The 11095-nt window shown below is 73.9% G+C and carries 11 protein-coding genes; 4 read left to right on the top strand and 7 right to left on the bottom strand.

Annotated elements, in window-relative coordinates:
- Window positions 1-295: 295 nt before the first annotated feature.
- Both LCD31_RS20795 and LCD31_RS20790 read left to right on the top strand, forming a co-directional pair.
- Window positions 296-481, top strand: coding sequence for a hypothetical protein (locus tag LCD31_RS20795; protein ID WP_224960406.1), 186 nt, complete (start codon window positions 296-298; stop codon window positions 479-481).
- 111 nt (window positions 482-592) lie between these two features.
- Window positions 593-1918 (top strand): DNA polymerase IV, encoded by a 1326-nt coding sequence (locus tag LCD31_RS20790; protein ID WP_224960405.1) that lies wholly within the window; start codon window positions 593-595, stop codon window positions 1916-1918.
- 6 nt (window positions 1919-1924) lie between these two features.
- Here LCD31_RS20790 and LCD31_RS20785 read toward each other — a convergent pair whose 3' ends face one another.
- The 3 genes from LCD31_RS20785 to LCD31_RS20775 all read right to left on the bottom strand — a co-directional run bounded on the left by LCD31_RS20785 (window position 1925) and on the right by LCD31_RS20775 (window position 5168).
- Window positions 1925-2710 (bottom strand): hypothetical protein, encoded by a 786-nt coding sequence (locus tag LCD31_RS20785; protein ID WP_224960404.1) that lies wholly within the window; start codon window positions 2708-2710, stop codon window positions 1925-1927.
- A 106-nt stretch (window positions 2711-2816) separates the two neighbouring features.
- The gene (locus LCD31_RS20780; protein ID WP_224960403.1) at window positions 2817-4004 is read right to left on the bottom strand and encodes an acetyl-CoA C-acetyltransferase; all 1188 of its coding nucleotides are present in this window, start codon (window positions 4002-4004) and stop codon (window positions 2817-2819) included.
- 222 nt (window positions 4005-4226) lie between these two features.
- Window positions 4227-5168 carry a hypothetical protein gene (locus LCD31_RS20775; protein WP_224960402.1) on the bottom strand — a complete coding sequence of 314 codons (942 nt, stop codon included), beginning with the start codon at window positions 5166-5168 and terminating at the stop codon, window positions 4227-4229.
- Window positions 5169-5292: 124 nt separating this feature from the next.
- On the opposite strand from LCD31_RS20775, the gene mce reads away from it, so the two are divergent.
- Window positions 5293-5733: a methylmalonyl-CoA epimerase gene (gene mce, locus LCD31_RS20770; RefSeq protein WP_224960400.1), complete on the top strand. Its 441-nt coding sequence runs from the start codon at window positions 5293-5295 to the stop codon at window positions 5731-5733.
- A gap of 3 nt (window positions 5734-5736) precedes the next feature.
- Here mce and LCD31_RS20765 read toward each other — a convergent pair whose 3' ends face one another.
- Together LCD31_RS20765 and LCD31_RS20760 are read right to left on the bottom strand one after the other, a co-directional pair.
- Window positions 5737-6330, bottom strand: a complete 594-nt coding sequence (locus LCD31_RS20765) for a TetR/AcrR family transcriptional regulator (protein ID WP_224960399.1) — start codon at window positions 6328-6330, stop codon at window positions 5737-5739.
- 75 nt (window positions 6331-6405) lie between these two features.
- The gene (locus tag LCD31_RS20760) at window positions 6406-6795 is read right to left on the bottom strand and encodes an SPW repeat protein (RefSeq protein WP_224960398.1); all 390 of its coding nucleotides are present in this window, start codon (window positions 6793-6795) and stop codon (window positions 6406-6408) included.
- Between the two features lie 183 nt (window positions 6796-6978).
- Between LCD31_RS20760 and LCD31_RS20755 the strand changes: the two genes are divergently transcribed.
- Complete coding sequence (locus tag LCD31_RS20755) at window positions 6979-8610, top strand: M protein (RefSeq protein WP_224960397.1); 1632 nt, start codon at window positions 6979-6981, stop codon at window positions 8608-8610.
- Between the two features lie 215 nt (window positions 8611-8825).
- Here LCD31_RS20755 and prmC read toward each other — a convergent pair whose 3' ends face one another.
- Window positions 8826-9701, bottom strand: coding sequence for a peptide chain release factor N(5)-glutamine methyltransferase (gene prmC / locus LCD31_RS20750; protein ID WP_224960396.1), 876 nt, complete (start codon window positions 9699-9701; stop codon window positions 8826-8828).
- Between the two features lie 137 nt (window positions 9702-9838).
- On the bottom strand, window positions 9839-10912 hold the full coding sequence (prfA, locus tag LCD31_RS20745) for a peptide chain release factor 1 (protein WP_224960395.1): 1074 nt from the start codon (window positions 10910-10912) through the stop codon (window positions 9839-9841).
- Window positions 10913-11095: the final 183 nt, after the last annotated feature.

Genomic DNA, 11095 nt, shown 5'->3' with positions numbered 1-11095 from the left:
CCCCCCCCCGCCCGGGGGGGGGGGGCCGCGGGGGGGGGGCGGCGGCCCCCCCCCCCCCGCCCCCCCCCCCCCCGGGGGGGCGCCCGGTTTCGTTCCGGGGGTCGTCGCGACAGGAAGGTTCCCTTCGTCGCGTCCGTGACAGGAAGGTTCCCCTCATCGCACGCGCCGGGCGCCCACGAACTCCGCGTGACAGGAAGGTTCCCTTCCTCCCACCCGTGACCGGAAGGTTCCCTTCCTCGCAGCACGGCGGCCCGGATCGGTGCCGTGCCTGCCGCGACCGCCCTACGCTGGGGACATGGCTTCCTACGGAGAACTCTTCCCGGGGCGCAAGCTCCGGCACGAGGGCGATCAGGGCGCGCCCGGGCGTGAGCACGATCCGGGTGGCCCGCTGGACCTGGACGGCGGCCTCGTGTTCCTCGCGCCGCCGAAGCAGGGGTCCGGTGAGGCACCACCGGAGCGGGACGCGCCTGCCCAGGACTGACCGCGCCCGAGGGCGAGGAAGGGAACCTTCGTGTCATCCGTGACCGGAAGGTTCCCTTCCTCCCGGGCGGGGTGCGTGGTCGTTGTCGGTGGCATCTCGTTGAATGTGCACATGCGCAGATGGGTGCTGCACGTGGACATGGACGCGTTCTTCGCGTCGGTCGAGCAGCTCACCCGTCCCACGGTCGCCGACCGGGCGGTGCTGGTGGGCGGCTTGGGGCCGCGGGGCACGGTGGCGGGGGCGAGCTACCAGGCCCGCGCCTACGGGGCCCGGTCGGCGATGCCGATGGCGGAGGCGCGGCGGCGCTGCCCGGTGGCGGTGGTGCTGCCGCCGCGGGGCCGTGTGTACCAGGCGGTGAGCCGCCGCGTGTTCGAGATCGTCCGGGACGTGTCGGAGGTGGTCGGCCAGGTGTCGATCGACGAGGCGTTCCTGGAGCCGGTGGAGCTGGCGGGTGCCGAGCCGGCGGAGGTGGAACGGTTCGCGGCCGGGTTGCGGGAGCGGATCCGCGGCGAGGTGGGGGTGCCGGCGTCGGTCGGTGCTGGTTCCGGCAAGCAGCTGGCGAAGATCGCGTCGGGGTTGGCGAAGCCGGACGGAGCGCTGGTGGTGCCGCCGGAGCAGGAGCTGGAGCTGCTGACCGGGCTGCCGGTGCGGAAGTTGTGGGGCGTGGGCCCGGTCACCGAGTCGAAGTTGCACCGCATCGGGGTGTACAGCGTGGGTGAGCTGGCGGCGCTGCGCTTGGGCGATGCGACGGCGCTGCTCGGGCAGGCGCACGGCGCGGAGTTGCACCGGCTGGCGCACGGCGTGGACGACCACCCGGTGGCGGAGCGCGCGGAGGCGAAGCAGGTCAGCGCCGAGACGACGTTCGACGTGGACATCACGGAGCCGGTGCGGTTGGCGACCGAGGTGGACGGGATGGCGGAGCACGCGCACCGCAGGCTGGTGTCCTCGGGCCGGGCGGCGCGGACGGTGACGGTGAAGGTGCGGGACGCGGATTTCACGACGATCAGCCGGGCGGAGACGTTCGCGACGGCGACCTCGGACCTGGGCCCGCTGGGTGCGGCGGCGCGGCGGCTGATCGGGGTGGCGGTGCCGCCGGGCACCCCGGTCCGGCTGGTGGGCGTGTCGTTCTCGGGTTTGGCGACGTCGGAGCAGGAGGCGTTGTTCGGCAACCCGTCCCAGGAACCCGAGGCGGTTCCGGAACCGGACTCGTCGGCGCCGGTGGCGGATCCCGCGCCGGTGGCGGCGCACCGGTCGTGGCGCGCGGGCGACGACGTGTTCCACCCGGATGCCGGGCACGGCTGGGTGCAGGGCGCCGGGTTGGGCCGGGTCACGGTCCGCTTCGAGACGGCCGTGACGGGTCGCGGCCGAGCCCGCACGTTCCACGACGACGACCCGGCACTCACCTCCGCCGACCCGTTGGACAGCCTCGGCTGGTGAAGAGCCTCAGAGCTTGGTCGAGTCCGGGAAGTGGATGGGCGGGAGGTGCCTTCGGTAGTGCCCGACCCACTTGCGCGGCGCCACGGTCTGCACGGCGCGTTCCACGGCGCGCGGGAGCCGGGTGAACGGCGGCAGGTGGAAGCGGTAGCGCACCGACGGGGTCCCGGGCAGCGAGGGCTGCTCTTCGACGCGCCAGCGCTCCAATTCGGGGTGCCTGCTGCTGAATCCCGGGTCGGCCGGGTAGAACTCCAGCGCCACGCGCCGCTCGGGGTGCACGGGCCGCTTCTGCTCGATCCACGGGAGGCTGCCGATGCCGATGGCGGAGATCTCGTTCCACGACACCCCGTACACCTCGCCGAGGGTGCGGGCGTAGAAACCGCTGCGGTCGAGCAGGAAACCGCGGCTGCTGAGCATGCCCCGGGAGGAGATCACGAAGCCGAGGAACACGATGCCGAACACCAGCTGCCACACCCACATGCCGACGGTGCTGCCGTTGTTCGCCAGGGTGGCCGCGCACAGCACGGTGCCGAGACCGCTGACGCCGCCGCCGATGAGCAGCAGGCGGAAGCTGTTCGCGGACACGTCGACGTCCTGCGCTTCGGGACCGAGCCCGACGGGCGCCGGGGGTTCCGGGGGCTGCTCCTGCTTGCCGTAGACGCGGGTCGCGGAGCCGCCGCGTTCCGCCCCCATCCGCGCGGTGGCGTCATTCCTGCGGGTGACGCGGCCGGGCACCGTCGCCCATTCCCGTCCGGCCCGGTCCGCGCGTTGCCATCCACCTGGAAGCCACTTCATGCTCGCCAGGGTAGCGGCGAACACGGAACGTGATCACGGTCGGTGGCGCGAAACCAGGGCGGCATCAGGGTGATTTCCGGGCTCCCCCGATGCCGCCCGTGCCGGGTCAGCCGGCGGGGACGCGGAGGATCAGCGCGTCGCCCTGACCGCCGCCGCCGCAGAGCGCGGCCGCGCCGGTGCCGCCGCCGCGGCGCCGCAGTTCCAGCGCCAGGTGCAGCGCGATGCGGGCACCGGACATGCCGAGCGGGTGGCCGAGGGCGATGGCGCCGCCGTTGACGTTGACGACGTCCGGGGAGAGCCCGAGCGCGCGGGTGGAGACGATGCCGACGGCGGCGAACGCCTCGTTGATCTCCACCAGGTCGAGGTCGGCGACGTCCACGCCGCCCTTGGCGCAGGCCGCCTTGATCGCGTTCGACGGTTGTTCGTGCAGGCTGGCGTCCGGGCCGGCGACGACGCCGTGCGCGCCGATCTCGGCGAGCCAGGTCAGGCCGAGTTCCTCGGCCTTCGCCCTGCTCATGACGACGACGGCGGCGGCGCCGTCGGAGATCTGCGAGGCCGACCCGGGGGTGATGGTGCCGTCGGGGGCGAACGCCGGGCGGAGCTTGCCGAGCGATTCGGCGGTGGTGTCCGGGCGGATGCCCTCGTCGGCGTCGACGACGACCGGGTCGCCCTTGCGCCGCGGCACCTCGACGGGGGTGATCTCCTCGGCGAACGCGCCGCGTTCCGCGGCGGCTCCGGCGCGCTGGTGCGAGCGGGCGGCGAACTCGTCCTGCTCAGGCCGGGTGAGGCCGTGCCGGGAGTTGTGCTTCTCCGTGGAGGCACCCATCGCGATGTCGTCGAAGGCGCAGGTCAGGCCGTCGAACGCCATGTGGTCGACGAGCTGCGCGTCGCCGAACTTGGTGCCTTCGCGGGAGCCCGCGAGCAGGTGCGGGGCCTGCGTCATCGATTCCTGGCCGCCGGCGACGACGACGTCGAACTCGCCGGCGCGGATGAGCTGGTCGGCGAGGGCGATGGCGTCGAGCCCGGACAGGCACACCTTGTTGATGGTCAGCGCGGGCACGTCCATCGGGATCCCGGCGTGCACGGCGGCTTGCCGGGCGGGGATCTGGCCGGCGCCGGCGGTCAGCACCTGCCCCATGATCGTGTACTGCACCTGGCCGGGGGCGACGCCGGCGCGTTCGAGGGCGGCTTTGATGGCCACACCGCCGAGCTGCGCGCCCGAGAAGTCCTTCAACGAGCCCAGCAGGCGGCCCATCGGGGTGCGCGCCCCGGCAACGATCACAGATGTGCTCACAGTGGCCTCCCGGCCCTCTCGTCGACTACCGCTGCGCACCGCTCGGGCGCGCTCTCCATCATGCGCTCGACCCGCCCACGTCCACGCGTGGCACGCAGTGCCATCTGGGCACTCTCGCACAGGAACACCATCGGCAGGAAGGTTCCCTTCCCGTCACGGCGCCTGCGAGGAAGGGAACCTTCCTGCCACCGGTGACCGGAAGGTTCCCTTCCTCGCAGTCCGTCAGCAGGCGCCGCGGCCCGCGGTGAGGTCACACAACCCCGCCCCGGCCGACCAGCGCAACGACTCCCGGGCGTCGGAGCCGAGCGCCCTGGACGCGGACACGTCGCCGCGCGCCCCGGTGTCGGCGGCGAGCCAGTAGCGCACCTCGGTTCCGCCGCGGGTCAGCACGTAGAACGGGTCCGGCACCGGCGCGGGCCCGTAGCCGGGGACCCGCCACGCCTCGTCCCCCTGCGCCGCGGCGGGGTCGACGAAGGCGCAGTCGTGGACGGCGCCCGCGTAGCGGCACCGCCGAGGTGCGGCCCCGCCGTGCATGCCGACGGTGGTGTCCTCGACGACGCCCGCGGCGAGGAGCCGCTGGTACACGTCCTCGCAGGCACCTTCGTCGCAGGCGTACCAGGAGCTCCAGGCGGCGGCGCGCGCCGCGGCAGGGGAGGAGCCGTCGCCCAGTTCGCCGCAGTACTTCCGCACCACGTGCGGTGCGACGGTGCGCGCGGCCGTGCCGGTGTCGATGGCGGCCGCCGCGGTCGCGTCCGCGCCGAGCCCGGCCGAGTCGAGCTGCCAGGCCCCGACGCCGGGGCTGAAGAAGATCCCCGGTGAGCTCCGCCCCGGGTCGGCGAGCGCGGTCCCGTCGTCGTACCGGGAGAGCGTCATGGGCGCCGGTGCGCCGCCGGAGGCCGCGACCTCCGGCCAGGTGGGCGCGAGGACCAGGCGAGCGGCGGTGTCCACGTCCACCGCGCAGTCCGCCCCCGCCGCGGCGTCGGCGGCCGCGGCGCGCACCGCCGCGTGCGGTTCGGCTCCGAACTCCAGCGGCCCCGGGTCGACCCAGGCGCGTTCGTGCTTGAGCCGGACCTCGTCGGGTACGCCCGCGGAGATCGACGGGAGGCCGATCACGAGCACCGCGGTGGCCACCGCGATCAGCCGGGTTCGTCGTCCGGAGACCATGTCCCACCCTCCACGTAGACGGCGCGCGGCGCCCGGGCGCGCACCGCGGCGGCACCCGGGCCGAGGCCTTTCCTGCCACATCTCGCACCCCCGCGCAGGATTCGCGGCGCGTTAGGCTCCCGCCATGCAGAGCGAACTGAGCGGGTTGGTCACCGCCGTCGACCACGTCGGCATCGCGGTCACCGATCTCGACGCCGCGATCGAGTTCCAGCGCGCCACGTTCGGCCTGGAGGTCGCTCACACCGAGGTCAACGAGGAGCAGGGGGTGCGGGAGGCGATGCTGCGCGCGCCGGGCGACGCCGCCGGGGCCACCCAGCTGCAGGTGATCGCGCCGCTGCGCTCCGACTCGGCGATCGCGAAGTTCCTGGACCGCAACGGGCCGGGCCTGCAGCAGCTCGCGTACCGGGTCACCGACGTGGACGCGGCGAGCGAGGCCCTGCGCGCCAAGGGCCTGCGGCTGCTCTACGACGCGCCGCGGCGGGGCACCGCGGGCAGCCGCATCAACTTCGTGCACCCGAAGGACGCGGGCGGGGTGCTGGTGGAGCTCGTCGAACCCGCGTCCTGACCGTCAGCGCGGGCCGAGCCCGCGGGCGATGAACTCGATCTCGCGGTCGGCGGACTCGTCGTGCTCGGCGCGCCCGGCGACCGCGTGCCGGTGGTCGATCACCCTGGCCAGCAGGACGGCGGCGGTGTCCACGTCGGCGCGCGCCGGAGCGGGTGCCGCGGCGGTGACGACCTCGCGGACCTGGGCCACGACGGCCCGGAAGCGTTCGCGCAGCGCGCGCCGGACCGCGCTGTGCGTGTCGGCCTCCCGCCACAGCAGGTGGTGCAGCGGCAGCGTCGCCTCGAACCGCCGGTCCAGCTCGGCGACCAGGCGGCGCAGCGTGCCCGCCACGTCGCCCGGCACCACGATCCGCCGGACGTCCACGCGCTCCGCGGGCAGCCGGTCCACGAGCGCCACCAGCAGGTCCGGTTTGCGGCGGAAGTAGTAGTGGATCAGGCCCTTCGGCACGCCGGCCCGCTCGGCGATCCGCGACGTGGGGGTGGCGGCGAACCCGGACTCGGCGAACAACTCGCCCGCCGCCGACAGGATCCGCTCCCGCGCCGACGCCGCCGGCGCGCGACGTCGGCGACTCGGCTTCCCGGCGGTGAACTCGCGCACAGCGCCTCTTCCCGTCAGCGGGCCGCACCGACCGACCGCGCGGAACTCCCGCGGCCGGAGCGCGCGGCCGACCGGTCAGTGCTGACCGGCCACGCCCCTGCCGTGCGCCACGGTCGCCTGCGGCAGGGCCGCGGCGCCGACGAGGACGGCCAGCACCCCCGCCACCCAGGAGGTCCACGCGGCCCCGGTCAACGCCGCATAGCCCAGCACCCACGGCGCGATGAACAGCAGCACCCCCAGCAGCATGTGGGCGTACTCGCTGGTCATCGACCTGGGCAGCGCCAACGACCACACGGCGGCGATCACCAGCAGCCCGCCGAGCACGACCATCGCCGACAGCGCACCGCCGTTGGTGCGCGTCCACATCGTCGCGAGCACGACGTACACCCCGATCACCAGCGCCGCCCAGTCCTGCCACCGTGTCCAAGGCCGGACCTGCGACGGTTCGTTCGTCCTGGTCGCCATGTCGATCACCTCCAGCAGCCCGCCCGACGCACCCCACCGTTCGCGTTGACCGGCCGGCCGAACAAGGGACTTCCGGCCCGAGACCGCGCGCTCAGCCCCGGTCCGGTGGTTCCGCGGCGCGATTCTCCGGTCATCCCGCCCACACCTCCCACAACGCGGTTGCCTTCCAGGTAGCGTTGAACCATGGGCCTCGCCGACGATCGTGATCTTCTCCCGCTGGGATCGGGCTTCGACCTCGTTCGCAAGAACGGATACGACCGCGCCCAGGTCGACGAGCATCTCGAACGGGTCGACGCGGATCTGCGCATCATCACCTCCGACCGCGACGCCGCCGTGTCGCAGGCGCGCGATCTGTCGAAGCAGCTCGAATCGTCGCGCTCGGAGATCGAGAACCTCCGCGGTCAGGTGGAGCGGCTGTCCAAGCCGCCGACCACGCTGGAAGGGCTCAGCGAACGGCTGCAGCGGATGCTGCGCCTCGCGCAGGACGAGGCCAACGACATCCGCGCCCGCGCCGAGAAGGACGCCGCCGAGACCCGCGCCCGTTCCGAGGCCGAAGCGGGCGCGCTGCGCACCCGCTACGAGAAGCTCATCGCCGAGGTCGACACCCGGCGCTCCGAGATGGAGCAGGAGCACCGGTCGACGCTGGAGAAGGCCAAGGCCGAAGCCGAGCGGATCACCACCGAGGCGGAGGAGAACCGCAAGCGCGCCGACGAGGAGTCCGAGGCCCGCCGGGTGCAGGTCGAAGAGGACTTCGAGATCGCGATGGCGGCGCGGCGCACCGAGTCCATGAAGCTGCTCACCGAGCAGGAGACGACCAGCAAGGCCGACGCCCAGCGCCGCGTCCGCGAAGCCACCGAGGAAGCCAACCGCAGGCTGCGGGAAGGCACCAACGAGGCGCACCGCCGGGTCCGCGAGGCCACCGACGAGGCCACCAGGCTCACCACCGAAGCCCAGCAGGCCGCGGAGAAGCTGCACCGGGAGAGCACCGAAGCCGCCCAGCTCCTCGAACGCGAGAGCACCGCGGCCGCGGACAAGCGCGAGAAGGACAGCATCGCCGCCGCCCAGCAGCGCGAGAAGGAGAGCGTCGAGGCCGCCGAGAAGCGGGAGCTCGACAGCACCCGGGAAGCGGAACGGCTGGTCGCCGAGGCCACCGAGAAGTCCGAGCGGATGGTCCGGGAGACCACCGACGAAGCGACCCGCCTCGTCGAGGAGGGCACCCGGGAACGCGAACGCCTCATCCGGGAAGCGCGGCTCGACGCCGAGCGCAGGCTCGGCGCCACCACCGAGGAGTGCCAGCGCAGGCTCACCAAGGCCGACCAGCAGGTGCACTCGCTCACGGAGCTGCGCGACACCGTCGCGAGCAAGCTGCGGGACGCCGCGGAACTGCTCGGCCAGACCACGCCGCTGCTCGCCCGCCTCGACCAGGAGGACGAGGAGGAGGCCGCGCTGCGGGAAGCCGCCGCGGAAGCCCGCGAGCAGGCGCGCAAGTCCGCCGAAGCCGAGGTCGCCGAAGACCGCTCGCACGAACCCGCACCGCAGGCCGCCCAGCCGGGGCAGCGCCCCGCGCAGCAACCCCAGCAGCGGCCGCAGAACCAGCAGCGCAGCGGAGCCGAAGGGCCCACGGAGAAGATCCAGCGCCAGAACCTCCCCGGCGCGGCCAACCCCGGGCAGCAGCAGCGGAACCCGCACGACCCGCCGACCCGGCGGATCCAGCTGCCCATCCCCGGCGCGGCCGAACAGCAGCAGCGCCAGGGCACCGAGCAGGGCGGCCCGAAGTCCGCACCCGCCGAGCAGGCACCGCGACAGCACCGCTGATCGACCACCGGGCGAGTCCCGGACGCGTTCGCGAAGCCCGGCCAGGGCACACCCCGGCCGGGCTTTTCGACGTCCGCACCCCGGTGGAGGAAGGGAACCTTCCGATCACCGGTGGCAGGAAGGTTCCCTTCCACCACCCACCGCGCGGATCCGGGCAGCACGAAGGCCCGCTCGTCGCGGGAAGCGGAACGGCCGGCAGCGCACCGGCCGGTGGATCAGTGCTCCGGCACGGCCCGCCGCGCGGTGGCGAACCGCGGGCGCCCCGCCAGGTCCGGGTGGTCCTCGACGTCGCACAGCACCCGCCGCGCCTTGAGCAGCGCGGGCACCGAACCGCCGTGGGTGTCGTCGTGCTCGATCGCCACCCCGCCGCCGGGCCGCAGCAGCCGCGCGGCGCACCCGACGACCTGCCGCACCACGTCGAGCCCGTCGCGGCCGCCGAACACGGCGCCGTGCGGGTCGTGGTCGCGCACCTCCGGCGGCACCGGCGTGCCCTCGGGCACGTACGGCGGGTTGCACAGCACCAGGTCGACGAGCCCTTCGAGCTCCATCAGCAGCGTCGGATCGCCCACGTCACCGGAGTAGAGCCGGACCGGGGTGTCGCCCGCGGCGGCCTGCTGGTCCACGTTGTGCCGCGCCCACGCCAGCGCGTGCGGGTCCAGTTCGACGGCGTGCACCTGGGCGTCGGGGCGGGCGTGCGCGGCGGCCAGCGCGAGCGCCCCGGTCCCCGTGCACAGGTCGACGATCACGGGCCGCTCCACGCCGTCGAGCACCGAGAGGCCCCAGGCGAGCAGCAGCTCCGTCTCCGGCCGGGGGACGAACACGCCCGGCCCGACGCTGAGCTCCACGCCGCCGAGGTGCGCGTTGCCGACCAGGTGCTGCAGCGGGATCCGCTCGGCGCGGCGCTGCACGAGCGCCTGCAGCGCCTCCACCACCGGCGGGTCGACCAGCGGCACCATCATCAGTTTGGTGCGTTCCACGCCGAGCAGGTGCGCGGCCAGCAGTTCGGCGTCCGTCCGGGGGCTCGCCACGCCTGCCGCGGACAACCGACGTTCCGCTTCGAGGATGGCCAGGCGCAGTGGCTGTCGAGTCACGGGGGCAAGCTTAGAGCGCATGATCCGGGAGCTCGTTCAGGCGACACCCCGGAACGCGGAGAACCTCCCCGGCACGGCGAACACGACCCGGTCGGGTCGATCCGGTACCGCGCGGCCCGGGCACGCGGCCGGTCCGCTCAGGCACTCGCGGCAAGCCGGTCGGCGCGGTCCGCGGCGACCAGCGCCTCCAGCACCCCGTCCAGGTCCCCGTCGAGCACGTGGTCCAGGTTGTAGGCCTTGTAGTTGACCCGGTGGTCGGAGATGCGGTTCTCCGGGAAGTTGTAGGTGCGGACCCGTTCGGAGCGGTCCACGGTGCGCACCTGGCTGCGCCGCGTCTCGGCTGCCTCCTTCTGCGCTTCCTCCTCGGCGAGCGCCTGCAGCCGGGCGCGCAGCACCTGGATGGCGCGCAGCTTGTTCTGCAGCTGCGACTTCTCGTTCTGGCAGGACACCACGGTGCCCGTCGGCAGGTGGGTGATGCGCACCGCAGAGTCGGTGGTGTTGACGCTCTGCCCACCGGGCCCGGAGGAGCGGTACACGTCGATGCGCAGGTCCTTCTCGTCCACCTCGACCTCGACCTCTTCGGTCTCCGGGTACACCAGGACACCGGCCGCGGAGGTGTGCACCCGGCCCTGCGATTCGGTGACCGGCACCCGCTGCACCCGGTGCACGCCGCCTTCGAACTTCAGCTTCGACCACACGCCGTCCGGCCCGGTGTCCCCGGCTTTGGCCTTCACCGCGACCGTCACGTCCTTGTAGCCGCCCAGGTCGGATTCGGTGGCGTCGAGCACCTCGGCCCGCCAGCCCTGCCGCTCGGCGAAGCGCAGGTACATCCGCAGCAGGTCACCGGCGAACAGCGCCGATTCCTCGCCGCCCTCCCCGGACTTGACCTCCAGCACCACGTCGGAGGAGTCGTGCGGGTCGCGGGGCAGCAGCAGCTCGGTGAGCTTCTCCTCCAGCTCCGGCACGGATTCGGCGAGCGCATCGGCTTCGGCGGCGAACCCCTCGTCGTCGGCGGCCAGCTCGCGCGCCGTCACCAGGTCGGAGCGGGCCTGCTCCCACTCCTTCGCGACCTTCGCCACGGGGGTCAGCTCGGCGTAGCGGCGGCCGAGCTTGCGCGCGGTGGCCTGGTCGGCGTGCACGTCCGGTTCGGCCAGGCGCCGTTCCAGTTCCGCGTGCTCCGCGAGCAACTCGTCGAGCTTGGACGTTTCCACGGGAACCTTCTTCGCTGCTGGACCGGACGGGCTGGACCGGGATTCGGCTGGACGAGCGGGCAGGGCCCGGCACGACGACGGCGCCCCCCCTGCGCGGGGCGCGCGGGCCGGCGCCCGGGGGCCCCCCAACAATCCGGCGGGGTTAGGCGCCCCCCCGGCCCCCCGGGGGGGGCGCCCCCCCCC

This window comes from Saccharopolyspora sp. 6M, assembly GCF_020176775.1.
Classification (GTDB): Bacteria; Actinomycetota; Actinomycetes; order Mycobacteriales; family Pseudonocardiaceae; genus Saccharopolyspora_C; species Saccharopolyspora_C gregorii.
The sequence above is the reverse complement of the archived record's forward strand: the minus strand, read 5'-3'. Positions and strand labels throughout refer to the sequence as shown.

What these genes read in the sequence shown, in the direction of transcription:
- LCD31_RS20790 (WP_224960405.1), top strand. Translation starts at nt 593, where the DNA reads ATGCGCAGATGGGTGCTGCACGTGGACATGGACGCGTTCTTCGCGTCG.
- LCD31_RS20795 (WP_224960406.1), top strand. Translation starts at nt 296, where the DNA reads ATGGCTTCCTACGGAGAACTCTTCCCGGGGCGCAAGCTCCGGCACGAG.
- LCD31_RS20755 (WP_224960397.1), top strand. Translation starts at nt 6,979, where the DNA reads ATGGGCCTCGCCGACGATCGTGATCTTCTCCCGCTGGGATCGGGCTTC.
- LCD31_RS20785 (WP_224960404.1), bottom strand. Translation starts at nt 2,710, where the DNA reads ATGAAGTGGCTTCCAGGTGGATGGCAACGCGCGGACCGGGCCGGACGG.
- LCD31_RS20775 (WP_224960402.1), bottom strand. Translation starts at nt 5,168, where the DNA reads ATGGTCTCCGGACGACGAACCCGGCTGATCGCGGTGGCCACCGCGGTG.
- mce (WP_224960400.1), top strand. Translation starts at nt 5,293, where the DNA reads ATGCAGAGCGAACTGAGCGGGTTGGTCACCGCCGTCGACCACGTCGGC.
- LCD31_RS20760 (WP_224960398.1), bottom strand. Translation starts at nt 6,795, where the DNA reads ATGGCGACCAGGACGAACGAACCGTCGCAGGTCCGGCCTTGGACACGG.